22 protein-coding genes and 1 other RNA gene are annotated in these 26764 nt (G+C 66.7%); 9 read left to right on the top strand and 14 right to left on the bottom strand.

Annotation, left to right across the window (positions count from 1 at the left end):
• Positions 1 to 68: 68 nt before the first annotated feature.
• From F1640_RS17380 to F1640_RS17370, 3 genes are read right to left on the bottom strand one after another with little or no spacing between them, the layout of a single operon-like run.
• The gene (locus tag F1640_RS17380) at positions 69 to 1466 is read right to left on the bottom strand and encodes an efflux transporter outer membrane subunit (protein WP_194920343.1); all 1398 of its coding nucleotides are present in this window, start codon (positions 1464 to 1466) and stop codon (positions 69 to 71) included.
• Positions 1466 to 2671: an efflux RND transporter periplasmic adaptor subunit gene (locus tag F1640_RS17375; protein ID WP_194920341.1), complete on the bottom strand. Its 1206-nt coding sequence runs from the start codon at positions 2669 to 2671 to the stop codon at positions 1466 to 1468. Before F1640_RS17375 ends, F1640_RS17380 begins: the two co-directional genes overlap by 1 nt.
• On the bottom strand, positions 2664 to 5858 hold the full coding sequence (locus F1640_RS17370) for an efflux RND transporter permease subunit (RefSeq protein WP_194920340.1): 3195 nt from the start codon (positions 5856 to 5858) through the stop codon (positions 2664 to 2666). Before F1640_RS17370 ends, F1640_RS17375 begins: the two co-directional genes overlap by 8 nt.
• 227 nt (positions 5859 to 6085) lie before the next feature.
• Here F1640_RS17370 and F1640_RS17365 point away from each other — a divergent pair, with 227 nt between their 5' ends.
• Together F1640_RS17365 and F1640_RS17360 are read left to right on the top strand one after the other, a co-directional pair.
• Positions 6086 to 6994, top strand: a complete 909-nt coding sequence (locus F1640_RS17365) for a LysR substrate-binding domain-containing protein (protein ID WP_194920339.1) — start codon at positions 6086 to 6088, stop codon at positions 6992 to 6994.
• Between the two features lie 114 nt (positions 6995 to 7108).
• A complete protein-coding gene (locus F1640_RS17360; RefSeq protein WP_194920338.1) occupies positions 7109 to 8296 on the top strand; it encodes a serine hydrolase in 1188 nt (395 codons plus the stop codon).
• Positions 8297 to 8315: 19 nt separating this feature from the next.
• Here the strand turns inward: F1640_RS17360 and F1640_RS17355 are convergent, their stop codons facing one another.
• The 3 genes from F1640_RS17355 to F1640_RS17345 all read right to left on the bottom strand — a co-directional run bounded on the left by F1640_RS17355 (position 8316) and on the right by F1640_RS17345 (position 12453).
• Positions 8316 to 10061, bottom strand: a complete 1746-nt coding sequence (locus F1640_RS17355; protein WP_194920337.1) for a diguanylate cyclase — start codon at positions 10059 to 10061, stop codon at positions 8316 to 8318.
• Positions 10062 to 10134: 73 nt separating this feature from the next.
• Complete coding sequence (locus F1640_RS17350; RefSeq protein ID WP_194920332.1) at positions 10135 to 11373, bottom strand: CaiB/BaiF CoA-transferase family protein; 1239 nt, start codon at positions 11371 to 11373, stop codon at positions 10135 to 10137.
• A gap of 78 nt (positions 11374 to 11451) precedes the next feature.
• Positions 11452 to 12453, bottom strand: coding sequence for an AraC family transcriptional regulator (locus F1640_RS17345; protein ID WP_124808769.1), 1002 nt, complete (start codon positions 12451 to 12453; stop codon positions 11452 to 11454).
• An 83-nt stretch (positions 12454 to 12536) separates the two neighbouring features.
• Here F1640_RS17345 and F1640_RS17340 point away from each other — a divergent pair, with 83 nt between their 5' ends.
• The gene (locus tag F1640_RS17340; protein WP_206694707.1) at positions 12537 to 12911 is read left to right on the top strand and encodes a carboxymuconolactone decarboxylase family protein; all 375 of its coding nucleotides are present in this window, start codon (positions 12537 to 12539) and stop codon (positions 12909 to 12911) included.
• A 27-nt stretch (positions 12912 to 12938) separates the two neighbouring features.
• On the top strand, positions 12939 to 13997 hold the full coding sequence (locus F1640_RS17335) for a 3-keto-5-aminohexanoate cleavage protein (protein ID WP_194920330.1): 1059 nt from the start codon (positions 12939 to 12941) through the stop codon (positions 13995 to 13997).
• A 49-nt stretch (positions 13998 to 14046) separates the two neighbouring features.
• Here F1640_RS17335 and F1640_RS17330 read toward each other — a convergent pair whose 3' ends face one another.
• The 4 genes from F1640_RS17330 to F1640_RS17315 form a co-directional block, all read right to left on the bottom strand.
• On the bottom strand, positions 14047 to 15651 hold the full coding sequence (locus F1640_RS17330) for a fatty acid--CoA ligase (protein ID WP_194920328.1): 1605 nt from the start codon (positions 15649 to 15651) through the stop codon (positions 14047 to 14049).
• A gap of 75 nt (positions 15652 to 15726) precedes the next feature.
• The gene (locus F1640_RS17325) at positions 15727 to 15918 is read right to left on the bottom strand and encodes a hypothetical protein (RefSeq protein ID WP_124808766.1); all 192 of its coding nucleotides are present in this window, start codon (positions 15916 to 15918) and stop codon (positions 15727 to 15729) included.
• A 98-nt stretch (positions 15919 to 16016) separates the two neighbouring features.
• Positions 16017 to 16754 carry a histidine utilization repressor gene (gene hutC, locus F1640_RS17320; RefSeq protein ID WP_194920326.1) on the bottom strand — a complete coding sequence of 246 codons (738 nt, stop codon included), beginning with the start codon at positions 16752 to 16754 and terminating at the stop codon, positions 16017 to 16019.
• Positions 16751 to 18115 (bottom strand): formimidoylglutamate deiminase, encoded by a 1365-nt coding sequence (locus tag F1640_RS17315; RefSeq protein WP_206694883.1) that lies wholly within the window; start codon positions 18113 to 18115, stop codon positions 16751 to 16753. Before F1640_RS17315 ends, hutC begins: the two co-directional genes overlap by 4 nt.
• 102 nt (positions 18116 to 18217) lie before the next feature.
• On the opposite strand from F1640_RS17315, the gene hutI reads away from it, so the two are divergent.
• From hutI to hutU, 4 genes are read left to right on the top strand one after another with little or no spacing between them, the layout of a single operon-like run.
• The gene (gene hutI / locus F1640_RS17310; protein ID WP_194920324.1) at positions 18218 to 19423 is read left to right on the top strand and encodes an imidazolonepropionase; all 1206 of its coding nucleotides are present in this window, start codon (positions 18218 to 18220) and stop codon (positions 19421 to 19423) included.
• Positions 19420 to 20952, top strand: a complete 1533-nt coding sequence (gene hutH, locus F1640_RS17305; RefSeq protein ID WP_194920323.1) for a histidine ammonia-lyase — start codon at positions 19420 to 19422, stop codon at positions 20950 to 20952. The genes hutI and hutH overlap by 4 nt, the downstream gene beginning before the upstream one ends.
• Positions 20949 to 21770, top strand: coding sequence for an N-formylglutamate deformylase (gene hutG, locus F1640_RS17300; protein WP_194920321.1), 822 nt, complete (start codon positions 20949 to 20951; stop codon positions 21768 to 21770). The genes hutH and hutG overlap by 4 nt, the downstream gene beginning before the upstream one ends.
• Positions 21767 to 23425: a urocanate hydratase gene (hutU, locus tag F1640_RS17295; RefSeq protein ID WP_194920302.1), complete on the top strand. Its 1659-nt coding sequence runs from the start codon at positions 21767 to 21769 to the stop codon at positions 23423 to 23425. Before hutG ends, hutU begins: the two co-directional genes overlap by 4 nt.
• Before the next feature lie 94 nt (positions 23426 to 23519).
• Here hutU and F1640_RS17290 read toward each other — a convergent pair whose 3' ends face one another.
• Both F1640_RS17290 and F1640_RS17285 read right to left on the bottom strand, forming a co-directional pair.
• Positions 23520 to 23855, bottom strand: a complete 336-nt coding sequence (locus F1640_RS17290; protein ID WP_194920300.1) for a YbaB/EbfC family nucleoid-associated protein — start codon at positions 23853 to 23855, stop codon at positions 23520 to 23522.
• On the bottom strand, positions 23852 to 25576 hold the full coding sequence (locus F1640_RS17285) for a DNA polymerase III subunit gamma/tau (protein ID WP_255530600.1): 1725 nt from the start codon (positions 25574 to 25576) through the stop codon (positions 23852 to 23854). The genes F1640_RS17290 and F1640_RS17285 overlap by 4 nt, the downstream gene beginning before the upstream one ends.
• A 188-nt stretch (positions 25577 to 25764) precedes the next feature.
• Between F1640_RS17285 and F1640_RS17280 the strand changes: the two genes are divergently transcribed.
• Entirely contained in the window at positions 25765 to 26256 is a 492-nt protein-coding gene (locus F1640_RS17280; RefSeq protein ID WP_194920298.1) for a DUF4188 domain-containing protein, read from the top strand.
• 8 nt (positions 26257 to 26264) lie between these two features.
• Here the strand turns inward: F1640_RS17280 and ffs are convergent.
• Positions 26265 to 26359: signal recognition particle sRNA small type (gene ffs / locus F1640_RS17275), an RNA gene on the bottom strand.
• Positions 26360 to 26416: 57 nt separating this feature from the next.
• Entirely contained in the window at positions 26417 to 26695 is a 279-nt protein-coding gene (locus tag F1640_RS17270; protein WP_125955130.1) for an ETC complex I subunit, read from the bottom strand.
• Between the last annotated feature and the right edge of the window lie 69 nt (positions 26696 to 26764).

Below are 26764 nucleotides of genomic sequence, written 5' to 3'. Positions count from 1 at the left end.
ACACCATAGCAGACCGAGAGATCCGGATTGTCACGAAGGTTACATTTGAACGCCGCCCGGCAAATCCATCAATACGCGCCGCCGAGCGCGTTCACGAGCGCGACGCTGGCACGCATCTGCTGCGTTTCCACGTTGAGCAGCGCACGCTGGGCATCCAGCGCCTGCGTCTGCGCCGTCACCACTTCCAGATAGTCCGCGCCGCCATCCCGGTAGCTCGCCAGCGCCAGCGTGCTGCTGCGCACCGCCGCATCGGCCGCCGTCTTCTGGTCCACCACCTGCTGGCCGAGCAGCCGCCCGGCCGCAAGCGCGTCCTCGGTCTGGCGAAACGCCATGAGCACGGTCTGGCGGTACTTTTCGGCCTGTTCGGTATACTGCGCCCGGGTCAGCCGCACCTTGGCCGCGCGGCGCCCGCCGTCGAACACCGCCAGCGCGGCCGCGATCGGCCCCAGCCCCCAGAACGTGTTGGGCGCGATCAGCAACGAACCGTCCGTGGTCTGGAAACCGCCGGAAAGGCCAAGCGTAACCGTGGGGAAGAACGCGGCCCGCGCCACGCCGATCCGCGAATTGGCGGCAGCCATACGCCGCTCCGCCGCCGCGATGTCGGGCCGGCGCTGGAGCAGCTCGGAGGGAACCCCGGTGGCCAGCGCCAGCGGCAGCAACGGTTGCGCGCGTGGCGCAATGGAAAAGTCCGAGGCGACCGCCCCCACCAGCGCGGCGATCTCGTGCTCGGTCGCCGCGCGCTGGCTGGCCACGGCGGCTATTTGCGCACGCGCATTGCCCAGCACGGTCAGGGCGCGGCTGACGTCGATGCCCGAGGCAATGCCGCCATCGTGGCGTGTCCGCGTCAGGTCATAGGCCCGCTCGAACGCCGCCACCGTCTGCCGCAGCAGTTCGGCTTCCGCATCCAGCCCCCGCAACCGGGCATAAGCGTCCGCCACCGAAGTCTGGAGGCTGAGCCGGGCCGAGATCACGTCCTCGTCGCTCGCCTGCGCTTCCGCGCGCGCGGCGGAAACCGAGGCGCGGATACGGCCCCACAGGTCCACTTCGTAGCTCAACCCGCCACCAACAATGGCGTTGTTGTAGGTTTGCGCGCGGCCATTGGACAGCGGGCGGTCGGCGGACACGCGTGTTCGCGCGAAGCTGCCGCTGGCATCAATCTCTGGCACCAGCGAGGCCCGCTCGCCTTTGACCACGGCCTGCGCCTGATCGTAGCGGGCTAGCGCGGCGGCGAGCGTCGGGCTGGCCTTTTCGGCGCGGTCTTCCAGATCGTCGAGCACCGGGTCGTTGAAACCCTTCCACCATGTCCCGCGCGCCGCGCCGTCCATCGGCGTTGCCGCCGCCCACCCCTTCACTTCCTTGAAGGCATCCGGGACCGCCACGCTGGGCGGATGGTAGGCGGGCGTCATCGAACAGCCCGCCAGCAATGCCGGCAGCAGCGCGGCGTAAGCCACCTTGCCCGCGCGCATTACTTGCCGGCCTTTCCGCTTTCGGAAGCCTGCACGTGCACACGGTCGCCGGTCTGGATCGCATCGGGCGGGGTATCGACCAGGCGTTCCCCCCGCGCGACGCCGGACGAGAGCAGCACCGTGGCGCCTTCGTCCCGCGCGATTGTCACCGGACGGACGGTCACGCGGTTGTCCTGCCCGACGACAACCACGCTCGGCCCCTTGTTGCTGTAGAGGATCGCGCTGCCCGGCACCGACACCGCGTTGCCTCCACCACCGCCGACCTTGAAGCTGACTTGTGCGAAGGCACCCGGCTTCAGGGCGCCATCGGGATTGTCCGCCTGCAATTCCACCAGCACGGACCCGGACTGCGCGTCCACGGCACCGGCGCTGCGCGTCAGCACCGCATGGAACGTGCGGCCGGGATATTCCGGCAGGCTCAGATCCGCCGCCATGCCGGGCGCGATATCGGCGGAATAGTTTTGCGGCACTTTCACATAGATGCGCATCCGATGCGTGTCCGACACCGTGAACAGCGGCTGCGAGGAGGCGTTGCCCGCCACCACCAGCGCGCCCACCTGGGCCGATCGGCTGGTGACGGTGCCGGCGAACGGCGCCGAAAGCCGGGTGAAGCCCTGCAGCGCCTGCAAGCGCTTCACATTGGCCAACGCCGCGTTCGATACCGCCGTGCGCGCGGCAAGATCGCCGGCCTTCTCGTCAGCCGACTGCCGCGAAACGGCATCCTGCGCCAGCATCGCGTGCCAGCGCGCGGACGTGGTGGCGGCCAGCCGCTGGTTGGCCAGCGCCGTCTGGTAATCGGCGCGCGCGGCGGCGAACTGCTGATCGACTTCGGGCGCATCGAGCACGGCCAGCACCTGCCCCGCGCGCACGCGATCGCCGATGTCCGCCAGCCATTGCCGCACATAGCCGTTGGTCCGCGCATAGATCGCCGCGCTGTTGAACGCCTGCACGTTGCCTGGCAGCACCAGCGGCGCGCCATCGGCATCGGCCTTGGGCACGACCACGCTGACGGCGGGGATCGCCGCCTCGGCCGCGGTCTGGCGCAACGTGCCCGTGGCATGGATGCGCACGCCCACGCCCACGGCCACCACGGCCAGCGCCACCACCACAGCGCCCATCCCGGCGCGCTTCAACCCGCGGCTGTCCGGACCGGACGAGATGGAAGGCTGGATTTCCTGTTCGGTATGCGAAGTCGTGTCATGCATGGCTGGGTTGCAGCTCCGGGGACGTGGCTTCGACCTTCCGCTTGCGGTGGGCGAAGCTGAAAACAACGGGAACGAAGAACAGCGTGGCGATGGTGGCGCAGACGAGGCCGCCAATCACGGCGCGGCCGAGCGGGGCATTCTGTTCGCCGCCCTCGCCGAGGCCCAGCGCCATCGGCGCCATGCCGATGATCATGGCCAGCGCCGTCATCAGCACCGGGCGGAAGCGGACGAGACCGGCTTCCAGCGCGGCCCGTCTGGCATCGCCGAACTCCGCCAGTTTCTCGCGCGCGAAGCTGACGACAAGGATCGAGTTCGCAGTGGCAACGCCCATGCACATGATCGCACCGGTCAGGGCTGGCACGGACAAGGTGGTGCCGGTGCCGAACAGCATCCACACGATCCCGGCCAGCGCCGCCGGCAGCGCGGTGATGATGACGAAGGGATCGACCCAGCTCTGGAAGTTGACGACGATCAGCAGGTAGATCAGCACCACCGCGCCGATCAAACCGAAGCCCAGGCCCGAAAACGCCGTGTTCATCGTGGCGAACTGGCCACGGATCGTCACGTTCACGCCCTTGGGCTGCTCCTTTTCCAGCGCCTTGATGGCCGCCTGGATGTCACCCGAAACCGCGCCCAGGTCGCGCCCTTCGGTCGTGCCGTAGATGTCGAGCGCGGGCTGGATGTTATAGTGCGAGATCACGGGAACGGTGTTCCCGCGCGAAACGCCAGCCAGACCGCCAAGCGGCTGGATCGCGCTGCCGGCCGCGCCGGAGACCGGCACGTTCGAAAGGGCGCTGACGGAATCCAGCAGGTATTCCGGCGCCTGCGCCACGACCGGGTATTGCACGCCATTTTCGGGATTCACGAAGAACACCGGCGCCGTCTGCGAGGTTCCCGCCAGCGAAGCGGCGAGACTGTTGGTCACGTCGCGCTCCGTCAGGCCATATTGCCCGATACGGGCGCGACTGACGTCCACGTTGAGCTGCGGCGCATTGGCCGGTTGCTGGATACGCGCATCGGCAAGGCCGGGGATCAGCTTCATCCGCGCCAGCAGCTTCTGGGCATAGACCCGCGATGCCTGCACGTTCCTGCCCGTGATCTGCACATCGATCGGGGCTGGCGCGCCAAAGTTCAGGATCTGGCTGGTGATATCCGCGGGCAGGAAGGCGAAGGTCGTGCCCGGAAAGCGGCGCGCCAGTTCGGAGCGCAGGCGCGATACCACGCGATCGGTCGGCTCGTGCCCTTCCTTCAGCGCAATCAGGATATCGCCGTCCTGCGGGCCGATGGTGCCGCTGTTGTTGTACACCGTGTTGATCGAGCTGACCGGCAGGCCGATGTTGTCGGTCAGCGATCCCAGCTGATCCGCCGGGATGATCTGACGGATCGCGGTTCCGATCCGGTCGAAGCGCGCCGCCGTATCCTCGATCCGCGCGCCCACCGGCACGCGGACATGCATCGCGATCTGGCCGGAATCGACGCTGGGGAAGAAATTGCTGCCCAGGAATGGCAGCAGCCCGAACGAGAGCACCACCACGGCGAGAAAGCCGACAATGAAGGGCTTTCTTGCCTCCAGGGCGCGATTCAGCAGGCCGAGATAGCTATCACGGATTGCCTCGAAGCGCCGTTCGAACCCGCGCTGGAAGCGGACCAGCGGATTGCGCGATCGCGGCGCGCCGGCAAGGTGGTGGTTCTCGCTCTCCGGCTGATGCGGCTTCAGCAGGTACATCGCCATCGTCGGCACCAGCGTACGCGACAGAATGAACGAGGCGATCATGGCGAAGACCACCGACAGCGCCATCGGGACGAAAAGGAAGCCTGCCACGCCCGGCAGGAAGAACATCGGCACGAACACGATACAGATGCACAGCAGCGAAACGAACGCCGGCGTCACGATCTGGGCGGCGCCGTCGAGGATCGCCTCCATCACGCCCTTGCCCTGTTCCAGGTGCCAGTTGATGTTCTCGATCGTCACCGTCGCATCGTCGACGAGGATGCCGACCGCGAGCGCCAACCCGCCCAGCGTCATCACGTTCATCGTCTGACCAAACGCCGCCAGCGCCGCGACCGCGGCAAGGATGGCGAGCGGGATCGACAACGCGATGATGACGGTGGACCGCCACGAGCCAAGGAACAGCAGGATCATCAGCGAGGTCAGCGCCGCCGCGATGGCGCCTTCGTGAATCACCCCGCTGACCGCCGCCTTCACGAACAGCGATTGGTCGCCCACCGGCACGATGCGCAGGGCATCGGGCAGCCCGGCGGCGATCTTGGGCAAAGTGGTCTTCACGCCATCGATGATGGCCAGCGTCGAGGTCGCGCCGTTCTTGAGCACGGTGAGCAGCACGGACCGGCGGCCATCGACATGCACCACGTTCTGCTGCGGCGCGCTGCCATCGCGCACGAAAGCCACATCGCGCATGGTGATGGTGGCCCCGTTGACCACCTTGACCGGCAAGTCGTTCAGCGCGGCGACCGAATCCGGCGCGTTGTTCAGGCGCACGCTGTACTGCGTCGGCCCGATCTTGACGAAGCCGGCGGGGTTGATCTGGTTCTGCGCCGCGATCGCGTTGCCCACGTCCTGCGCCGAAAGGCCCTTGGACTGGAGCGCCAGCGGATTGAGGTCGATCTGGATCTGGCGCTGCTTGCCGCCCGAAGGATAGGGCATGGCAAGGCCCGGAACCGTCACCAGCTGCGGGCGGATCTGGTTCTGGCCAAGATCGAACAGTTGCTGTTCGGACAAGCCCTTGCCCGACATGGCAAGCTGGATGATCGGCACGGTGGAAGCGTTGTAGTTCAGGATCAGCGGCGGGGTGATGCCCGGCGGCATCTGCTTGAGCACCGATTGCGAGATCGAGGTGACCTGCGCGGTCGCCGTGCGGATGTCCGCGCCCGGCTGGAAATAGATCTTCACGATGCCAATGCCCTGGAAGGACTGGCTTTCGATGTGCTCGATATCGTTGACGGTGGTGGTCAGCGTGCGTTCGTAAGGGGTGATGATGCGCGCCGCCATATCGTCGGGCGGCAGGCCGGAATATTGCCACGCCACGGCGATCACCGGGATGCGGATGTCCGGAAAGATATCGACCGGAGTGCGCAGCGCCGCCAGCACGCCACCGATGGCGATCAGGATCGCCATCACGATGAAGGTCAGGGGACGGTGCAACGCGATCTTGACGATATTGAACATTCACGACTCCACGCCTTCTCCGCACATCGCGGAAAAGTCCGTTCACGCTTCCTCTCCCCGGATGCACCTGATTGCCGCCTGCGACCGAAGCCCGACCCCAAGGCTTCCGCGACAGCAAGAGACCGCCAACTGGAACGTGGCGGCGGTGGTGCCGCTCCATGCGCTTTCCGTCATGTTGCGTCTAATATATAATACGGCATGATTGATATGCAGAGCAACACAAACTGATGGATCTCAGGCACCTTCGCTATTTCCTGTGCGTGGCTGATGAAATGCATTTCGGCCGCGCCGCCGCGCGGCTCGGCATTTCGCAACCTCCCCTGAGCCAGCAGATCCGCGCGCTGGAGGATGAACTGGGCGTGCGGCTGTTCGACCGGACCAGCCGGCGCGTGCGGCTGACCCGCGCGGGCGAACTGTTCGCGCCCGAAGCGAGGCTGGCCTTGCAGCAGGCGGACTATGCCGCGCACACCGCCCGGCGCGCGCAGAGGGGGGAAATCGGGCGCCTGGCGCTGGGGTTTACCGCCTCCGCGCCGTTCGTCCCGAAAATCTCGCAGGCGCTGTACCACTTCCGGCAGGCGCACCCGGAAGTGGAGCTGAAGCTGGAGGAACTGGGCCGCGACGAACAACTCGACGCGCTGGCGCAAAACGAGATCGAGGTGGCGATTATCCGCGGGTTCGGGAAGCCCTTGCTCTCGTCCGATCTGACCGCGACCTGCCTGATAGAGGAAAGCATGGTGCTGGCCCTGCGCGAGGATCACCCGCTCGCCACACGTGATCTCGATCCCGCCATCGCCGACCTGCGCGACGAGCCGCTGGTGCTTTACAGCGCGGCGGCCGGAGCAGGGTTCAACGAACATTTCTTCTGGTTGTGCGAGCAAGCCGCCGTTCAGCCCAGGGTGGCGCACGAAGCGAACGGGCTGGCCACCCTGCTTGGCCTGGTAGCAGCGGGCTTCGGCGCCACGATCCTCGCCGAATCGTTGGTCCGCCTCCACGTGGACAATCTGGTCTACCGCCAGTTTTCCCCGCCGCTCGAGACACGGCTATGGCTGGTCCATCATGCCCAGCTGTCTCCAACGGCACGCAATTTCGTGGAGCTTGTCCAGCGCTCCAACGCGGTTGAGGACGCCGCAGCCTGACGTCCGGAACGACACATCAACCCCTTTCGCCTACCGGGTGAATGGCTATGCTGACCGCCGAACAGCACAACGGCACGGAGAAACCGGCCGGGCAACGAACGGGAGGATGAAAGCATGCGCAAGAGAACCATCGCGCTGGGCATTGCGATCGCGGCATTGGCGGCGGGCGGCGGCTGGTACGCCAGTCTCGACAAGGAAACGCGCGGCATCCTTGCCGCGATGCCGACCAATGCCGATGTGCTGATGTGGTCCGAAAGCCAGCGCGATGCCGCGTTCCGGGCAATGGACCGCCTGCCGTTGCTGGCGCAGGCCAACGAGATCGCGCCATCGCCGCATCCGCTGGCCCTGCCCGAAGGGAAACCGCTGACGATTCCAGGGATCGATGACTATCTCGCCAAACAGCGCGAAGCGGGGATCGTGATCCTGCAGGATGGCAAGGTCCGGTTCGAACGCTACGGGCTGGGTTTCGACGCGCAAGGGCGATGGACCAGCTTCTCGGTCGCGAAGTCGTTTACCTCGACGCTGGTCGGCGCGGCGATTCAGGACGGCGCGATCCGAAGTCTGGAAGACAAGGTCAGCCAGTACATTCCCGACCTGCGCGGCTCCGCCTACGACGACGTCAGCATCCGCCAGTTGCTGACGATGAGTTCCGGCGTGCGCTGGAACGAGGACTACGAAGACCCCAATTCGGATGTCGCGCGTTTCAACACCGCGAAGCCCGATCCCGGTGTCGACGCCACCGTCAGCTACATGCGCAAGCTGCCGCGCGCGCACCCACCTGGCGAAGTGTGGCACTACAACACGGGCGAGACGAACCTGATCGGCGTGCTGGTTTCGTCGGCGGTGAAGAAGCCGCTGGCGCAGTACCTGCAGGAAAAGGTCTGGCAGCCCGCCGGCATGGAAGCCGAGGCGACATGGCTAAAGGGCAAGACGGGGCATGAAATCGCCGGTTGTTGCCTCCAGGCCGCCACGCGCGATTTCGCGCGGTTCGGGCTGTTCGTGCTGGCCAACGGCAAGGCGGGCGACCGGCAGATCGTGCCCACCGACTGGTTCGCGCAGGCGACAACCAAGCAGAAGGATATCGGCCACCCGGGCAAAGGCTATGGCTTCCAGTGGTGGACCTACGACGATGGCTCGGTCGCCGCGCAGGGCATTTTCGGGCAGGGCATTTTCATCGATCCGAAGCGGAAGCTGGTGATCGCGTCAAACGCCGACTGGACGCGCGCGAGCAAGGGACCGGAGCCAGCAGCACGCGAAGCCTTCTACAAGCAGATCCAGACACGGATCGACGCAGGGAACTGAGCCACAGCGTCTGCCGGGGTCAGGCTACCAAGTCCACTGCAAGATCATCGTCCGGCCGCGGACCGCTGGCAACCACGCAATCGCGGCCCCGCCGCTTGGCCTCGTACAGCGACCGGTCTGCCTGCCGGTAAAGAATCTGGAAATCCGCATCCTCGGTCGCGGTGGCGAGGCCGATGCTCACGGTGATGCGCCCCGCGCCGATAACCGCGCCATAGTCGGCCGCGGCAATATCCTCGCGCAGGCTTTCGGCGAACTGGGTCGCGGCGAACGCATGCAGTCCGCTGATTGCCAGGGCGAACTCCTCGCCCCCGAAGCGGGCCGGCAGGCACAGCGCGCCCTCCCACCGTTCCAGTTGCCGCGCGATGATGCACAGCACCTGATCGCCGGCATCGTGCCCGTGCGTATCGTTGACCACCTTGAAGCGATCGACGTCGATCAGCAGCAGCGCGAAGGGGCTGTCACCGGCGGCCGCACCCGATACCATCGGTTCGATCGCCTCCGTAAAGCCGCGCCGGTTGCGGAGGCCGGTCAGGGGATCGCGACGGGCCAGATCGTGCGCTATCGCTTCGGCCTGCAAGGCATGATCGCGCTCTACACGCAGACGGCCCAGACGGCGCGTCGCCGAAACGGAAACCCAGATCGTCTGCCAGGTCGCCGCCAGCAGGACCAGCATCTGCGATCCCCCGCCCCAGAACAGCCGGTCCGTCGGCAGGAACTGCGTCACCCCCAGCGTGATCATCGGCACTGCCCAGGCAGCGGCGAAATCGCGCGCCAGCGCGTTGCCGCGCCGCCATGCGATGGTCAGGCTGACCGTGATCGCCGTAAGATCCGCAAGCACCAGCATACCAAGCACAGAGGCCCAGAATTCCAGCGGCCCCGCCCGCATGAAGCTCAAGGGCACGCCCAGCGCGCCTATGCCGATGCCCAGCGCCAGCGTCGCGATCCGCAGGGCAACGGGTATCTCCCGGCGGTCGAGCGCGGTGATCGCGCCGAAGGTCGCCAGCATCACCGCGAGGCACGATAGCCCGGTACAAAGCTGTGCGGAAAAGCTACCGGCCATGCCGGGCAGCACGAACAGGTTGAGCTGCGACCAGACGGCCCCCCAGATCACCATGCAACCCGCCCACGCGGCCTGCCAGGCCGGGAATTGCCGGCGCACCGCGAAAGACAGCGAGATATTGTACAGGGCCGCGATGAACAGCAGCATCAGCGCGGCGCCCACACAGGCGGCCAGCGCCACCACTTCCAGCGCACCATCGCCTTGCGTCGCCAGCCGCATCCGCAGCAGATCGTAGCTGGTCAGGCGGTCGAATTTCAGCACGATCGTGCGCAACGGCGCTTCGCGATCAGGCGCCGCGAACGCAATCTGCGCGCCGGGGCGCCAGTGCGTGCCGAAATCGCCGCCGTGCACGCCCTGCCATGCGGTTACGCCATCGGCATAGACAAAGCCCACCGACAAGGCGTCGAACCGGGTGTTGTGGATGCTGAGAACCAGATCGTTTCGCGGGATCGGAATCGTGTCCAGATCGACCCGCAGCCACAGCGTTCCGCGTTGATAGCCGGTTGGCGTACCGTTGCAGGAATGGGGAGAACGCGGCGCGGCACGGGGCGATTGCGCCATCACGCTGACGGCGTGGCAAAGGGAGTGTGGCAACGGCCAGTGCGCGGCCTGTACGGCAGATCCAAAACCAATGGCGAACACTGCGGCAAGCGCCAGCAAGGCGCGCCGCAACCACATCCCCCATCCGCCAGGCGAATCCTTCATGGTTCGCTATTGGCATATCTTCATCATCAAATTCTTACTGCCGCGCCGCCGTCCGGACGCGGCGACGGCTGGATCATCGCTGCACCACCGCGCCACCCGCTTCGAGTGCGGCAAGTTCCGCATCGTCCAGCACCAGCCATTCGTGCAGCAATTCACGCGTGTTTTCACCGATGCGCGGCGGGCGATGGCGATAGTCGGCCGGCGTTGCGGACAGCTTGGCCGGAAAGGCCACGGCGGGGATCTCCACGCCGTCCTCGCGCACGAACCGGTGCACCGTCTTGCGCGCGGCGATGAACGGATCGGCAAAGATATCGCGGATGGTGTTCACCGGTCCCGCCGGCACGTTGATGGCCACCAGCCGTTCCACCAGCGGTCCGCCTTCCAGATCGGCCACGATTTCCTGGAAGATGCCCTCGATCGCGTCGCGGTTGATCAACCGCTGCGACCCGGTGACGAAGCGGGGATCGTCCGCCAGTTCGGGCCGACCCATCTCCACGCAGAAACTGCGGAACTGGCCGTCGTTGCCCACCGCGATGATGATCTCACCATCCTTCACGCGGAAGGTCTTGTAGGGCACGACCGTAGGGTGGCGGTTGCCCATCCTTCCGGGATTAACGCCGCCGACAAGCCAGTTCGACGCCTGGTTGGCCAGCGTGGCGATCTGCGTATCGAGCAGCGAGATATCGATATGCTGGCCCTCGCCCGTCCGTTCGGCATGGCGCAGCGCGGCCAGCATGGAAACGGTGGCGTACATGCCCGTGGAAATGTCGGCCATGGCCACGCCGGCGCGCAGCGGTCCGCCGTGTTCCTCGCCGGTGATCGACATGAAACCGCCCATGCCCTGCGCCACGAAATCATAACCCGGCCGATCGGCGTAAGGGCCGGTCTGGCCGAAGCCCGTGATCGAGCAATAGACAAGGCGGGGATTGATCGCGCGCATGCTGTCGTAATCGAGGCCATACTTGGCCAGGCCGCCGACCTTGAAGTTCTCCACCATGATGTCCGCCCGCTCGGCCAGCCGCCGGATCAGCGCCGCGCCATCGGGATGGGCCAGGTTGATCGCGGCCGAACGCTTGTTGCGGTTGGCGCAGAGATAATAGGCGCTTTCGCGTGGATCGTCGGAACCGTCCGGCAGCTTCAGGAAGGGAGGTCCCCAGCTACGGGTATCGTCTCCCTTCCCGGGCAGTTCGACCTTGAGCACGTCCGCGCCCAGATCCGCCAGAATCTGCGTGGACCAGGGGCCGGCCAGCACGCGGGAGAGATCGAGTACCCGGACACCTTCGAGCGCTCTGTGCTGCTTGCCTGCCTCCACGCCCCGACTTCCTTGTCCCGTTGCCGGATCGGGCTAGGGATCGCGACGGCAAAACTCAAGCCGCATTGGCGCAACCATTCATGCCCGGTTGCGCCAATCGCGCGGGGTGATGCCATGATGATGCCGGAACCAGGTGCTGAACGCCGATGCGCTGGAAAAGCCCAGGAGGTCTGCGATCTCGGCAAGGCTTCGCGCCTTCGCCTCCAGTTGCCGCCGCGCCACGTCGATCCGCGCTTCGTCCAGCAGCGCAAGAAAACGGGTTCCTTCCATCTCCAGAGCGCGCGTCAGCGTCCGTCGCGACACGCCCAGTTGCGCGGCGACATGCTCCGCCGTGCAACGGCCGCTCGAAAGGAGCAAGGACAGGACGCGGCGGACCCGGTCGGCCATCGCTTCGGGTTGCCCCGGATCGCCGATCCGCAAAAGCCGGCTGGCGTAGGAGCGCAGTCCTTCCTCCGCCATGGGATTGGGCCGCTCCAGCAGATCGGACCGGACGACGATGCCATCGAATTCGGCATTGAAGCGGACGTGCGGGCCCAGCACGCGCCGGAAGCGGGACACATCGGCGGGCGGTGAACGGGTCAGGCATACCTCTTCCGCCTCCCACGCGGGTCCGGCAAGCTGCTTGAGAATGCGATGCTGCATCGCGACGGCAATATCGCGCGCCTGCACTTTCGGGCCGGGCACGAGGATGGCGGAGCGCAGGACGACGACATCGCCGAAGAGTTCGCGCGTTACGGCCAAGGCATCGTTATGCAGGGGCAAATAAGCCTCGATAGCGGCCAGCGCCGATCCCACGCTGGGTTCGTCGCGTGCGATCAGGCCGATCGGGCCGAGATTGGAAAAGCCGCGCAGTTCGGAGAGGCGCAGCCCGAAATCATCGCGCCCGCAGGCCACGGCAGCCCGCTCCAGCGCTTCGTTCACGGCTGTTACCGGCACCCGCCGGTCCGGCTGCGCCTCAATGTCCGCCGGCAATCCCGCCGCACGCAACACGCGCCCCGCATCCACGCCATAACTGCGGCAAAGCGCGGTCATGCCGGTAACGGCCGCGGCGCGAACGGTCAGGCGGGCGATATGGCTCATATTGAAAATATTATAGCGCAAATCAGAAAGATTGAACACCCCGTCCCGCCTATTCCGAACAACGACGAACGAGGGAGAGAGCGATGAGCCAGACACCGGTTTGCGACGCCATGCGCGCGCAGGGGCAATGGAATGCCGCCTGGGACGAGGCCGCCGCCATCGATGCGGAATGGGTCGAACGCTTCATGGCGATGGGCACGCACCCGATCACCAGGGGCGTGCTCGATCCCAAGACCTACGAACTGATCGCCATCGCGGTGGATGCATCCTGCACCCACATGTACGCGCCGGGCGTTCGCCGCCACATCGCCAAGGCGCTCGATCTGGGCGCCTCGCCCGAGGAAATCATGGCCGTGCGGCAATGCGTGGCCGTGCTGGGCATTCATTCGGTGGCGCTGGGCGCCCCGATGCTTGCCGATGAAATGAAGGCGCGCCGCCTCGCGCCAGTCACCGCGTAAGCCAGCCGCAGCTCAAGGAGGCCCGACATGCATTTTCTCGACGATAGCCTGCTGCCCGAAAACCAGGAAAAGCTGGTCATTCAGGTCGCGCCCTATGGCCCGCAATGGTTGCCGGGCGATTTTCCCGAAGACATCCCCGTCTCGATGCAGGAACAGGTGCAAAAGGCGGTGGACTGCTACAACGCCGGCGCCTCGGTGCTGCACCTCCATTGCCGCGAGGCCGACGGCCAGGGATCGAAGCGTATCTCGATGTTCAACGAGATGGTCGACCGCATCCGCACCGCCTGTCCCGACATGCTGATCCAGGTGGGCGGATCGATCTCCTTCGCGCCCGAAGGCGAAGGCGCCGAAGCCAAGTGGCTGAGCGACGATACGCGCCACATGCTCGCGGACCTTTCGCCCAAGCCCGATCAGGTGACGATCGCGATCAACACCACGCAGATGAACATTACCGAACTGATGATGGACGGCGATGTCGACGGCACGATCCTGGAAAACCCGGCCTATGCCCTCGCCTATCGCGACATGTACCTCGAATCCGGGCCGAAGTTCTATCTGGAGCACCTCAAGCGCCTGCGTGACGCGCAGATCCAGCCGCATTTCATGCTGGCGCACATCGCCCAGTTCGAAACCGTGGAGCGGCTGATCCGCAAGGGCGAATACATGGGGCCGCTGATCCTGAACTACGTGGCCATCGGCGGCGGTGCATCGGGCACGCACCCGGCCGACCTGATCGAATTCGCCCGCCGCGTGCCCGATGGCGCGGTGCTGACGATCGAATCGATCATGCGCAACGTGATCCCGTTCAACACGATCGCGATCGCGCTGGGCCTCCATGTCCGCGTGGGGATCGAGGACAACATCTGGCGCCGCAAGGGCGAACGGATGACCTCGGTGCAGCAGATCGAACAGATGGTGCGCATTTCCGAGGAAATCGGGCGCGATGTAGCCGGTGGGGCGGACGCCAAGCGGATCTACCAGATCGGCAACTGGTACCAGTCGGCCGACGAAACGCTGCGCAAGCTCGGCATGCCGCCGAACCGCCGGACGGGGCAGCGCGGCAACCCGATGTGGGAATACGCCTGAGAGCTGGAGGGGGCCTTGCCGGGCGTCGAAGGGCGCCCGGCAAGCGTCGTCAGTTGACCTGCCGCTCCCGCCCCTGCCAGTAGGGTTCGCGCAACTGGCGGCGCAGGATCTTGCCAGATGGATTGCGCGGTAGTGCGGCGATCACATCCACGCTCTTGGGCACCTTGAAGCCGGCCAGCCGTTCTCGCGCCCACGCGATCACGCTCGCCGGATCGATCGCGTGCCCCGGCTTGGGCGCGCAGACCGCCTTCACCGCTTCGCCCCAGGTTTCGTCGGGCACGCCGATCACCGCCACTTCCAGCACATCGGGGTGCCCGTAGATCGCGCTTTCGACCTGCGCGGGATAGACGTTCTCGCCGCCCGAGATGATCATGTCCTTGATGCGATCGTGCATGTAGACATAGCCGTCGGCGTCGATGTAGCCGGCGTCGCCGGTCGCGATCCAGCCGTCCTCGCTGACCGCCGACCGCGTCGCGTCGGGCAGGTTCCAGTAGCCCAGCATGTTGTTCGATGAGCGGGTCTGGATTTCGCCGATGCTGCCCTGCGGCACTTCCCGGCCTTCGCCATCCACCACGCGCACCTCCACGCCCGGCAGCGGCTTGCCGGCCGATCGCATCCGCTGGTTGCCGTCCACCGAATGATCCTCCGGCGGCAACATGCAGATCGTGCCGGTGGTCTCCGTCATGCCATAGGCCTGGATGAACTGCGCATCGAACATCGCGATGCACTGCCGCAGAAGCTCCAGCGGGATCGGCGAGGCGCCATAGATGATGTAGCGCAACCGGCTGTAGTCCACGCTGGCGCAATCGGGGTGATTGAGCAGCATCTGCAAAGCCGCCGGCACGATGAAGAAGCGCGTCACGCCCTTCTGTTCCACCGCATCGAACACCGCGCGCGGCTCGAATTCCGCCAGTATGATCGCGGGAAGGCCTGCAGCCAGCGCCATGACGCCAAGCCCGGTCCCGCCGATATGCGCGCAAGGCATGGCAACGAGAATGGCCTCGTCCTCGGCCAGCACGTTGTGCGGAAGCTCCTGCCCGCGCGATTGCTTGCGCAACCCGAACAGGTTGTGGTTGGACAGCACCGCGCCCTTGGGATTGCCTGTCGTGCCCGAGGTGTAGAGTTGCAGGACCGCATCATGAAGCCCGGCCGGCTGGAAGGGACGGGGTTCCGCCGCGGCGATCCATGCGCGCGCTTCACCGGCGGTGATGCACCGCGCGACGCCCTCCACGGCCGCGAAGGTATCGCGCATCGCATCGAAGCCATCGCCCAGAAATACGGCCTTCGTCTGCGCGTTTTGCACGATCCACGCCGCCTCCGGCGCGGCGAGCCGCCAGCCGACCGGGACCATCACGATGCCCGCCCGCGCCACCGCGAAGAACAACGAAAAATACAACGCGCTGTTCTTGCCGAACCATGCAATGCGATCGCCCGACACCAGCCCCATATCGAACAGGCCGCTGACGATGCGGCGCGTCACCTCATCCAGTTCGCGGTAGGTGACGACGCCATCGGGGCCGTCGAGCGCGGCGCGGTCCGGCCTGTCTTCCGCCCAGAACGCAATGAATTCGTCGAAGGTGAAAAGCGCGGCGGTCCGTTCCGCCGTCGATGCTGCCGTCGATGCTGCCGTCGTCAGGGCCTCTGCCTGCGCCATATCCCGTTCTCTCCCTGCCTCCGCATTTCGCGGGGCTTTCGTGCCTTGCCGCGTGCGTTCAGGCACCCACGTCCTTCATTTGAAAAGCGCGAGCACGACATCGATGAATGTCACCCCGGCTATGGGCGCCGCCAGCACGAACAGCAGGTTCACCCCCACCACGCCCAGCAATACCCTTTCGCGCCGCTTGCTCAGCGTCGGCCGGCGTTCAGGCCCTGGCCTGATCGGCTCCTGCGGCGGCCAATAGTTGTCCAGATCTAGAAACACGCATCCTCTCCATGGATTCGTGGCCCCATGATGGCGCGATCCGCGCGAGACACCAAGCACGTTCCGTAGCCACGGCCGCCATCACGGTCAGCCCCGCGTTATCCGGCTGCATCGCCTTTCGGCGTGAAGCGCGCCACCAGATCGAATGCGTCGGCCGCAAACAGCTGCCTTACCCAGGTGACGTGCGCATCGCCGCGCCATGTCCGGCGCTCCAGCATCAGGCAGGGCGCGCCCTTGGCAATGTTCAGCAGTTCGGCGGCACGCGCATCGGCGGCTCGCGCACCGATGCGGTGCTCCGCCTCGGTCCACGGCACATGCGCCAGCAGCCAGGTGCCCGGCGGGGTCCTGCTGAAATCCGCTTCCGCCGCGGCAGGAACGACGGCCAGACTGATCAGCCGGTGTTCGAATGCGAACGGAATGCCATCCGCCAGATGGAGACAATCGATTTCCAGCACATCGCCGCTGCCGCCAAAGCGATCTTCCTCGACCCCCGCCGCCGCCACACGTCGCCGCGCGGACAGCAAACGCAGACCGTAGGCCTTGCCGCGCTCGGCGATCGTCGCCGGAATGTCTGGAATGCCCAGCACGGCGGATTCGATGCGGGGTTGCGCCACGAACGATCCCGCGCGCTTGCGCCGCACGATCAGGCCCGCTTCGGCCAGCGCTTCGGTAGCGCGCGTCACGGTCATGCGCGCGCAGCCATATTGCGCGGCCAGTTCGTGCTCCACGGGGATGCGATCGCCCGGCCGCCACGCGCCGGACATGATCTTTTCCTCGATATCGGCGCGGATGCGCTGGCTCAGCGACAGCGTTTCCGCACCCTTTCCCCGCGTCATGCCTCCAGCAGCCCTTTCACCACCCGCCGATACCGCGCCTCGATAGCCGCATGATCGCGATGGCGTCCATCGATCACGACGCGATCGCCCGCGCGCCAGACATCGGCGATGTCGCGCCGGCCGCCAGCAAAAACGAACGTATCGAGCATGGCATCGCCGCTGCGCGCCAAGGCAAGATCGCCATCGTCGCGCAGTACGACCAGATCGGCCGACGCGCCGACCGCAAGGCCGCCGGGCACGCCCAGCGCCTGGGCACCGCCCGCGACCGCGCGCTGCCACAGGCTTCGTCCAGTAGAAAGACCCGGCTCGCCCAACACATTGCGCGCCCGCGCGACGAGGCGCTGGCCATATTCCAGCAGCCGCAGTTCCTCGCCCAGATCAATGCGGACGTTGGAATCCGATCCCACCCCGAAGGTGCCGCCGGCATCGACGAACGCGCGCGCCGGGAAAATGCCGTCGCCCAGATTCGCTTCCGTGATCGGGCACAGCCCCGCGACCGCGCCAGACCGAGCCATGTCCGCCAGCTCGCCGGCATCGACATGCGTGGCATGGACAAGACACCAGCGGCGATCGACCGGGGCATGGTCCAGCAGCCAGCGCACCGGCCGCGCACCGCTCCACGCCAGGCAATCCTCCACCTCGCGCATCTGTTCGGCGATATGGATATGGACCGGTCCATCCTCCGCCAGCGGCAGGATTTCCGCCAGTTCATCGGGTGTCACCGCGCGCAGGCTGTGCGGCGCGATGCCGACCACCGCATCGGGAAGACCGTCCAGCGAGGCGCGGCTTGCCGCCATCAGCCGGGCGAAGCTGTCCGGGCTCTGAAGGAAACGGCGCTGCGCCGCGCCGGCCCGCAGCCCACCGAAACCGCCGTGCGCATAGAACACAGGCAGCAGCGTCAGTCCGATACCGGTGCCGGCAGCAGCGGCGGCAAGACGCACGGCCATTTCACCGGGATCGGCATAGGCGCCCCCTTCGGGATCGTTGTGCAGGTAATGGAACTCGCCAACCCGGCAGAAGCCCGCTTCCAGCATGTCCATATAGGCGCGCGCCGCAATCGCCTCCATCGCATCGGGGCCGATCGCGCCGACGAAGCGGTACATCAGATCGCGCCAGCTCCAGAAGCTGTCGCCTTCGTGCCCGCCGATTTCGGTGAGCCCGGCCATGGCGCGCTGGAACGCGTGGCTGTGCAGATTGCCGATGGCCGGAACGCCGATGCCGATCCGCACGTCTCCGGCCCGCACTGGCTGCCCCGCTGCGATGGAAGCGATCTTCCCCGACACGACCCCGATCCGCACGTCGCGCGCCCAGCCATCCGGCAGCAGCGCCTGCTCCAGATGCCAGACCGTCGCCCCCTCCATCATTCCGATCATGCTGTCCACCATGGCCGACTCCGCCTTGCGCTCATTTTGTCTATACATTATTGAAGGCGCTGCCAAGAACAACGACTCACGGGAAATGCGATGCGCTGCGACACGATCTGGCAAAACGCCCGGCTCTGCACGCTGGCCCCGCACATGCCCGGACTGGGCGTGGTCGATGACGGAGTGATCGCGGCGGACGAAGGCCGCATCGTGTTCGCGGGCGCGGCGAGCAGCGCCCCCGCTTTCGAAGCCACGCGCACGATCGATTGCGCCGGACGCTGGATCACGCCCGGGCTGATCGACTGCCACACCCACCTCGTCCACGGCGGCAACCGCGCCGGCGAGTTCGAGATGAAACTGGCCGGCGCCAGTTACGAGGACATCGCGCGCGCCGGCGGCGGCATCCGTTCCACCATGCGCGCTACGCGCGCATCGAGCGAGGCCGACCTGGTGGCCAGCGCCCTGCCCCGGCTCGACGCGCTGATCGCGGAAGGTGCGACGACGGTGGAGATCAAGTCGGGCTACGGCCTTTCGCCCGAGAGCGAGGCCCGCCTGTTGCGGGCCGCCCGCGCGCTGGGCCGCGAACGCCCGGTCACGATCCGCACAACCTTCCTGGGCGCGCACGCCGTGCCGCCGGAATTCGACGGCGATGCCGATGGCTATATCGACCTCGTCTGCGACCGGATGCTGCCGGCCGTGGCCGCTGCCGGGCTGGCCGACGCGGTCGATGGGTTCTGCGAAGGCATCGCCTTTTCACTCGCCCAGATCGAACGGGTATTCGCCCGCGCGCGGGAACTGGGCCTGCCGGTCAAGCTCCATGCCGAACAGTTGTCGAACCTTGGCGGCGCGGCGCTGGCAGCCCGCCACGGCGCGCTCTCGGCCGATCACCTCGAACAACTGGACGCGGACGGCATCGCGGCGATGAAGCAGGCCGGCACCGTGGCGGTGCTGCTGCCCGGTGCGTTCTATTTCCTGCGCGAGACGCACCTGCCGCCGATCGACCAGCTCCGCGCCGCCGGCGTGCCCATCGCCATCGCCACCGACTGCAACCCCGGCACCTCGCCGCTCACCTCGCTGCTGCTGACGATGAACATGGCCGCCACGCTGTTCCGCCTGACGGTGGAGGAATGCCTGACGGCCGTGACCCGCAACGCCGCGAGGGCACTGGGCCTTGGCCACGAGACCGGCACGCTGGAGCCCGGGCACTGGTGCGACCTCGCCATCTGGGACGTCGAAAGCCCGGCCGAACTTGTCTATCGCATGGGCTTCAACCCGCTCCATGCCCGCATCTGGAGAGGGAAATGAACCCCGCACTCGTCCTTACCCCCGGCTCGGTATCGCTGGCCGACTGGAAGCGCGTCCACGCCGGCGCACCGGTATCTCTCGCGCCATCGTCCCGCCCGGCGATCACGGCGGGGGCGGCGGCGGTCGAGCGCATTCTCGACCGGGGCGAACCGGTTTATGGCATCAACACCGGCTTCGGAAAGCTGGCGAGCGTGCGCATCGACACGGCCGATCTCGCCACGCTTCAGCGCAATATCGTGCTGAGCCATGCCGCCGGCACCGGCGAACCGTCGCCCATCGCGGTCGTGCGCCTGATGATGGCGCTGAAGCTGGGCAGCCTGGCGCAAGGCGCGTCGGGGATCACCCCGGCGACGGTGGCGCTGCTCGAAGCCATGCTCTTGCGCGGTGTAACCCCGGTCGTGCCCGCGCAAGGCTCGGTCGGCGCATCGGGCGATCTCGCCCCCTTGTCGCACATGGCCGCCGCGATGATCGGGGTGGGCGAGGCATTCTTCGCGGGCGAACGGATGAGCGCCGCCGCCGCGCTGGCGAAAGCCGGGCTGGAACCCGCCGTGCTCGGCCCCAAGGAAGGGCTGGCCCTGCTCAATGGCACGCAGTTCTCGACCGCCAACGCGCTGGCCGGGCTGTTCGCGGCGGAAACGCTGTTTCAGGCCGCGCTTGTCACCGGCGCGCTGTCGACCGAGGCCGCCAGAGGATCGGACGCACCATTCGATCCGCGCATCCACCTGCTGCGCCGCCAGCCCGGCCAGATCGCGGTGGGCGATGCCCTGCGCGGACTGATGGCCGGCTCCGCGATCCGCGCCTCGCACCTCACCGGCGATCCCCGCGTGCAGGACCCCTATTGCCTGCGCTGCCAGCCGCAGGTGATGGGCGCGGCGCTCGACGTGCTGCGGCAGGCCGCGTCGACGCTGGCGATCGAGGCCAACGGCGTCACCGACAACCCGCTGATCTTCCCCGAGACCGACGATGCGCTTTCGGGCGGCAATTTCCACGCCGAACCGGTCGCCTTCGCCGCGGACATGATCGCGCTGGCGATCTGCGAGATCGGCTCGCTGGCCGAACGGCGCATCGCCATGCTGGTCGATCCCGCGCTGTCCGGGCTGCCCGCGTTCCTCACGCCCCGGCCCGGTCTCAATTCCGGCTTCATGATCCCGCAAGTCACCGCCGCCGCCCTGGTCAGCGAGAACAAGCAGCGCGCCTATCCCGCCAGCGTCGATTCCATACCCACCTCGGCCAACCAGGAAGACCATGTCTCGATGGCCGCGCACGGCGCGCGCCGCCTGATGGGCATGGCGCGCAACGCCAGCGCCGTGATCGGGATCGAGGCGCTGGCCGCGGCGCAAGGGTGCGATTTTCATGCCCCGCTGGCATCAAGCGCAGCGCTGGAAGCCGCCCGCGCCCTGATCCGCGCGCACGTGCCGCATCTGGACGACGACCGCCATTTCCATCCCGACATGGAAGCGGCCAATGCCCTTGTCCGTTCGGGCGCGCTCACCACCGCGACGGGCGCGGACCTGCCCGGCGTCGCATGAGCGGCTGGCTCCATATCCACCGGGGCGATGCGCCGCTGGTCGTGGCCTTCCCCCACACCGGAACGGACATTCCGGACGATGTCGCGCCCGCGTTCCGTTCGCCGTGGCTGGCGCGCAAGGATGCCGACTGGTGGATCGACCGGCTCTACGATTTCGCCACCACGCTGGGCGCGACCACGATCCGCACCACGATTTCGCGCAGCGTGATCGACGTGAATCGCGATCCCTCGGGCGCGTCGCTCTATCCCGGCAAGGCGACCACCGCGCTCTGCCCGGTCGATACGTTCGACGGCGAACCGCTCTACGTTCCCGGCGCAGAACCGGACGCGGCGGAGATCGCCCGGCGGCGCGAATGCTATTTCGCCCCCTATCACGCGGCGATAACCACCGAGATCGCGCGTCTCCGGCAGGTCCACACACGGGTCGTGCTGTATGACGCGCATGCGATCCGCTCGGTCGTGCCGCGCCTGTTCGATGGCACGCTGCCCCAGTTCAACATCGGCACGTTCGACAACGCGGCCTGTGATCCCTCGCTGGCGGAAACGACCGCCGGCATCGCCGCCGCATCCCCGTTCGACCACGTCGTCAACGGCCGCTTCAAGGGCGGCTGGACCACGCGGTACTATGGCCGCCCCGCCGACGGCATCCATGCCGTGCAGATGGAACTCGCCTGCCGGGGCTACATGGACGATCCCGCCGGGCCGCTGGATCACGCCAACTGGCCATCCCCCTACCGGCCCGAACGCGCCGAAGCGCTGCGTTCGGTGCTCACCACGATGCTCGAAGCATGTCTCGATTTCGCGAGAGGACAATCATGACCCGTATCGACAACAGCCGCGTCATCCGCCCGGCCACAGGCACCGAACTTTCCGCGCGAAGCTGGCTGACCGAAGCCCCGCTGCGGATGCTGATGAACAACCTGCATCCCGATGTGGCCGAACGGCCGGAGGAACTCGTCGTCTATGGCGGCATCGGCCGCGCCGCGCGCGACTGGGAAAGCTATGACCGGATCGTCGAGACGCTGAAGCGGCTGGGCGACGATGAAACGCTGCTGGTCCAGTCGGGCAAGCCGGTCGGCGTGTTCCGCACCCATGCCGATGCCCCGCGCGTGCTGATCGCCAATTCCAACCTCGTGCCCCATTGGGCGACGTGGGAACATTTCCACGAACTGGATCAGCGCGGCCTGGCCATGTACGGCCAGATGACCGCCGGATCGTGGATCTACATCGGCACGCAGGGCATCGTGCAGGGCACCTACGAGACGTTCGTGGAAATGGGCCGCCAGCACTACGGCGGCGATCTTTCGGGCAAGTGGCTGCTGACCGCCGGCCTGGGCGGAATGGGCGGGGCGCAGCCGCTGGCGGCGGTGATGGCGGGCGCCTCGTGCCTCGCCATCGAATGCCAGCCGAGCCGCATCGATATGCGCCTGCGCACCGGCTATCTCGACAAGGCGACGGACAATCTGGACGAGGCGCTGGCGATCGTCACCACGGCAAAGACGCCCACCTCGGTCGGCCTGCTCGGCAACGCCGCCGAACTGCTGCCGCTGCTGTACGAACGCGGCGTGCGCCCCCACCTGCTGACCGACCAGACGAGCGCGCACGATCCGGTCAACGGCTACCTGCCCGCCGGCTGGACGCTGGAAGGCTGGTTCAGCGAGCGCGAGCGCGATCCCGCCGCCGTGGCCCGCGCGGCCAAGGCATCGATGGCCACCCACGTCCGCGCCATGCTCGCCTTCCAGGCGGCGGGCGTTCCGACCACCGACTATGGCAACAACATCCGCCAGATGGCCAAGGACGAAGGCGTGGACAACGCCTTCGATTTCCCCGGCTTCGTGCCCGCCTACATCCGGCCGCTGTTCTGCCGGGGCATCGGTCCGTTCCGCTGGGCGGCGCTTTCCGGCGATCCGGAGGACATCTACAAGACCGACGCCAAGGTGAAGGAACTTCTGCCCGACAACGCACACCTGCACCGCTGGCTCGACATGGCGCGCGAACGCATCCACTTCCAGGGCCTACCGGCGCGCATCTGCTGGGTCGGCCTCGGCGACCGGCACAGGCTGGGCCTGGCCTTCAACGAGATGGTCGCGAAGGGCGAACTCAAGGCGCCGGTGGTAATCGGCCGCGATCATCTCGATTCCGGATCGGTCGCCAGCCCCAACCGCGAAACCGAAGCCATGCGCGATGGATCGGATGCGGTATCGGACTGGCCGCTGCTCAACGCCCTGCTCAACACCGCCAGCGGCGCGACCTGGGTATCGCTGCACCACGGCGGCGGCGTGGGCATGGGCTTTTCCCAGCATTCGGGCATGGTGATCGTGGCCGACGGCACCGATGCGGCGGCCCGCCGCCTCGAACGGGTGCTGTGGAATGATCCGGCGACGGGCGTGATGCGCCATGCCGATGCAGGCTATGACATCGCGCTGGATTGCGCGCGCGAAAAGGGGCTGGATCTGCCCGGTATCCTCGGCTGATCGCCAGCCGCTGAAGTTGCAGAAAAGCCTCCCGGTGCAGGGCATCGGGAGGCTTTTCTGTGTTCGGCACGCGCCAACCGTGTGGCACGCGAAATCAGAACGGCAGCTTGAAGCCCGGCGGGATACCCGCTGCCATCTGCACTTTCTGCATTTCCTCCGCCGCGGCGGCATCCGCCTTGCCGCGCGCATCGTTGAATGCGGCTGCGATCAGGTCTTCGAGAATGCCCTTCTCCGAAGGAACAAGCAGGCTTTCATCGAGCGATACGCCGATCACGCGGCCCTTGGCCGACGCCTTGATCCTGACCAGCCCGCCACCGGCCGCGCCTTCCACCTCGATCGCGTCCAGCTTGGACTGCGCATCTTCCATCTGCTTCTGGATGGTCTGCGCCGCCTGCTGCGCGGCCTGAATCATTTCTTCCATGGACTTCATGCGTGTCTGCTCCGACTCTGGCCCCAAGGCCGTGCCTGATGCTCTCTCGAGCTGTCTTCATCGATGATCTTCGCGTCAGGAAACGCGGCGAACGCGGCCTTGACCAACGGGTCTTCCAGCATGGCCTGATGGGCCTGCTGCTGATGAGCCGTTTTGGTTTCCTCAAGGCTGGGCTGCGCCTCGCCGCTGGAAATGGCGTCGTCGCGCTCCACCTGCCATGGCTCGCCGGTCGCGTGCTGCAGCGCCTTGCGGATGTCGGCCGAAGGATCGCCCGGCAGCCCCGGCGCCAACTGATAACGCAGATACCCTGCGCGCAACTCGATCACCCGCACGGACAGCCGCATCGACGATCCGACCAGCGGCGCGTGATGCTCCACTTGCTCGACCAGTTCCGCCCAGTCCAGCGCCACGGGCACCGGTGCGGGAACATGCATGGCCGGGGAACCGCCGCCGCTTCCATCGCCGTTTTCGCCAGCCGGCGCGGCCGCCATCACCACCGGGCGTGAGGCGATGTCCTCCAGCTTCTTCACCAGCGATCCCGGATCGGGCATGTCGGCCGCATGAAGCACGCGCAGCAGCGCCATCTGCGCCGCCACCAGCGGGTCCGGCGCGGTCTTCACTTCCTCGTAACCCTTGAGCAGCAGTTGCCACAGCCGATGGAGCTGCCCCGCCGCCAGGTCCTTGGCCCAACCCTCGATCGCGGCGCGCTCCTCGGGCGATCGGGTGTCGGAACCCGAACCGCCGATCTGCGCCACCGTCACCTTGTGAACGATGTCCATTTGCGCGCGCATCATCGCAATCGGCTCGATGCCCAGCGCGTATTGCTGCGCCACTTCCTCCAGCAGCGCGCCGCCGTCGCCCCCCAGCACGGCGGCGAACAGGCGGCGCTGCATGGTCTTGTCGGCAAGGCCCAGCATCTCGCGAACCTGCTCGGCGGTGACGACGGTCGCCTCGCCGCCGCCCGCAAGATCCGCGTGGCTGATCGCCTGATCGAGGATCGACAACCCGTCGCGCACCGAACCCTCAGCCGCCGTGGCGATCATCGCCAGCGCCTCGTCCTCGGCCTCGACGCCTTCCTTGCCGCAGATCATGGCGAAATGGCTGGCCAGCAGCGGCGCGGGAATACGCTTGAGATCGAACCGCTGGCAGCGCGACAGCACGGTTACGGGCAGCTTGTCCACCTCGGTCGTGGCGAACAGGAACTTCACATGCGCCGGCGGCTCCTCCAGCGTCTTGAGCAGCGCGTTGAACGCGTTGCGCGAGAGCATGTGAACTTCGTCGATGATATAGATCTTGTAGCGCGCCGAAACGGCGGCATAGCGCACCGCCTCGATGATCTCGCGCACGTCGTCCACGCCGGTATGGCTGGCGGCGTCCATCTCGATCACGTCGATGTGCCGCCCTTCGGCGATGGCCACGCAAGGCTCGCACTGGCCGCAGGGGTCGATCGTCGGCCCGCCCTGGCCGTCCGGCCCGATGCAGTTGAGCGCCTTGGCGATAAGGCGCGCGGTGGACGTCTTGCCCACCCCGCGCACGCCGGTCATCAGGAAGGCATGGGCCAGCCGGCCGCGCTTGATCGCGTTGGCCAGCGTCTGCACCATCGCGTCCTGCCCGATCAGTTCGGCGAAGGTCTGCGACCGGTACTTGCGCGCCAGCACGCGATAGGGCTGCACATCGCCGCCCGTTGTCGAAGGCGGCGCGGGCTTCGGCTGCGGCGGCATGTCCAGGCCAAGACCGAGCGCGTCCTCGGGCATATCCGGATCGCGTTCGGTCGGCGTATCGTTGCCGAAGATGTCGGTTGAATCGACCATGATGACCCTAGGTAGGCGCTGCCGCGCGGAATGTCGATTTGCACCACATCAGAATGCAGCGAATTGACACGTCAGTTTCACCATGAAACCAATCGCGCATGAACGCCATTCAACCCGGCCGCTTCACCGCCAACCACGCCGGCCCGCTGGTCGTGTTCGCCATCGGCATGCGCATCAACCGCTTCTGGCGCTTCGGGAAATGGTTGCCGGTGATCCGCGCGATGCGGCCCATGCTGGCCGAGCTTTCCGCGAATCCGGACAGTGGCTTCCTGGGCGCCGAATACCTTCTGCGCGGCCCGCGCACGGTCATGCTGCTGCAGTACTGGCGCGATTTCGACAGTCTGGAGGCCTATGCGCGTGATCGCGATCGGGCGCATTGGCCGGCCTGGACCGCCTTCAACAAGGCCGTCGGCGCTGATGGCACGGTGGGCATTTTCCATGAAACCTACGTCGTTCCGGCAGGCGGTCATGAAACGGTCTATGCCAACATGCCGCCGTTCGGGCTGGGCAAGGTAGCTGGCACGATTCCCGCCACGGGATCGCGCAACGAAGCGCGCTCGCGCCTGAACGCGGCGGTATCGGACGACTGAAATGTGCGATGGAAGGAGCCGGGCGACCCGCCGCTATCCGTTGTGGCTGCTTCCTTCCGGACCTGACCAGGTTGGCGAACGCTAACGTCCACCCGACTCCCGGTGGGGCATATGGAGACAAGGCAGCCGTTTGTCCAGCCTTGCGACCGGACGGCGCGGATCAGCGGAAATTGTCGGCGTAGCTCTGCAGCTTCAGCTTGCGCGGCGGGGTCGGCGTGACGTGCGCCTCGATGCCGTAGCGATCGGCATAGGCCTTCGCTTCCACTTCCGAACCGAAGCGCAGCACCACCTGCTGCTGCGTATCGCCGGAGCCGGTCCAGCCCATCAGCGGATCGGGCCGCTTGGCCTCGGCCGGTTCAAATTCGAGAAGCCAGTCGGCGGTCCGGGCCTTGCCGGACTGCATGGCGTTTTTCGGGCGCTGATAGATGCGTGCAGGCATGGGCTGCGCTTTCGGTCGAATCGTTGCCGGAATCAAGAGAGACTTTCCGCGCACCCCGCCAAAGGTGGC

This window comes from Novosphingobium sp. NBM11 (assembly GCF_015390225.1).
Taxonomy (GTDB): Bacteria; Pseudomonadota; Alphaproteobacteria; order Sphingomonadales; family Sphingomonadaceae; genus Novosphingobium.
This window is presented reverse-complemented; position numbering and strand designations above follow the sequence as displayed.

Bases quoted from the DNA above. Each gene is read 5' to 3' on its own strand.
- F1640_RS17360 (WP_194920338.1), top strand. From the start codon at position 7,109: ATGCGCAAGAGAACCATCGCGCTGGGCATTGCGATCGCGGCATTGGCG.
- hutH (WP_194920323.1), top strand. From the start codon at position 19,420: ATGAACCCCGCACTCGTCCTTACCCCCGGCTCGGTATCGCTGGCCGAC.
- F1640_RS17375 (WP_194920341.1), bottom strand. From the start codon at position 2,671: ATGCATGACACGACTTCGCATACCGAACAGGAAATCCAGCCTTCCATC.
- F1640_RS17340 (WP_206694707.1), top strand. From the start codon at position 12,537: ATGAGCCAGACACCGGTTTGCGACGCCATGCGCGCGCAGGGGCAATGG.
- hutG (WP_194920321.1), top strand. From the start codon at position 20,949: ATGAGCGGCTGGCTCCATATCCACCGGGGCGATGCGCCGCTGGTCGTG.
- F1640_RS17315 (WP_206694883.1), bottom strand. From the start codon at position 18,115: ATGGAGGGGGCGACGGTCTGGCATCTGGAGCAGGCGCTGCTGCCGGAT.
- F1640_RS17365 (WP_194920339.1), top strand. From the start codon at position 6,086: ATGGATCTCAGGCACCTTCGCTATTTCCTGTGCGTGGCTGATGAAATG.
- F1640_RS17270 (WP_125955130.1), bottom strand. From the start codon at position 26,695: ATGCCTGCACGCATCTATCAGCGCCCGAAAAACGCCATGCAGTCCGGC.
- F1640_RS17355 (WP_194920337.1), bottom strand. From the start codon at position 10,061: ATGAAGGATTCGCCTGGCGGATGGGGGATGTGGTTGCGGCGCGCCTTG.
- F1640_RS17280 (WP_194920298.1), top strand. From the start codon at position 25,765: ATGAACGCCATTCAACCCGGCCGCTTCACCGCCAACCACGCCGGCCCG.
- F1640_RS17285 (WP_255530600.1), bottom strand. From the start codon at position 25,576: ATGCCGCCGCAGCCGAAGCCCGCGCCGCCTTCGACAACGGGCGGCGAT.
- F1640_RS17330 (WP_194920328.1), bottom strand. From the start codon at position 15,651: ATGGCGCAGGCAGAGGCCCTGACGACGGCAGCATCGACGGCAGCATCG.
- F1640_RS17380 (WP_194920343.1), bottom strand. From the start codon at position 1,466: ATGCGCGCGGGCAAGGTGGCTTACGCCGCGCTGCTGCCGGCATTGCTG.
- hutU (WP_194920302.1), top strand. From the start codon at position 21,767: ATGACCCGTATCGACAACAGCCGCGTCATCCGCCCGGCCACAGGCACC.
- F1640_RS17370 (WP_194920340.1), bottom strand. From the start codon at position 5,858: ATGTTCAATATCGTCAAGATCGCGTTGCACCGTCCCCTGACCTTCATC.
- hutI (WP_194920324.1), top strand. From the start codon at position 18,218: ATGCGCTGCGACACGATCTGGCAAAACGCCCGGCTCTGCACGCTGGCC.
- F1640_RS17335 (WP_194920330.1), top strand. From the start codon at position 12,939: ATGCATTTTCTCGACGATAGCCTGCTGCCCGAAAACCAGGAAAAGCTG.
- hutC (WP_194920326.1), bottom strand. From the start codon at position 16,754: ATGACGCGGGGAAAGGGTGCGGAAACGCTGTCGCTGAGCCAGCGCATC.
- F1640_RS17290 (WP_194920300.1), bottom strand. From the start codon at position 23,855: ATGAAGTCCATGGAAGAAATGATTCAGGCCGCGCAGCAGGCGGCGCAG.
- F1640_RS17345 (WP_124808769.1), bottom strand. From the start codon at position 12,453: ATGAGCCATATCGCCCGCCTGACCGTTCGCGCCGCGGCCGTTACCGGC.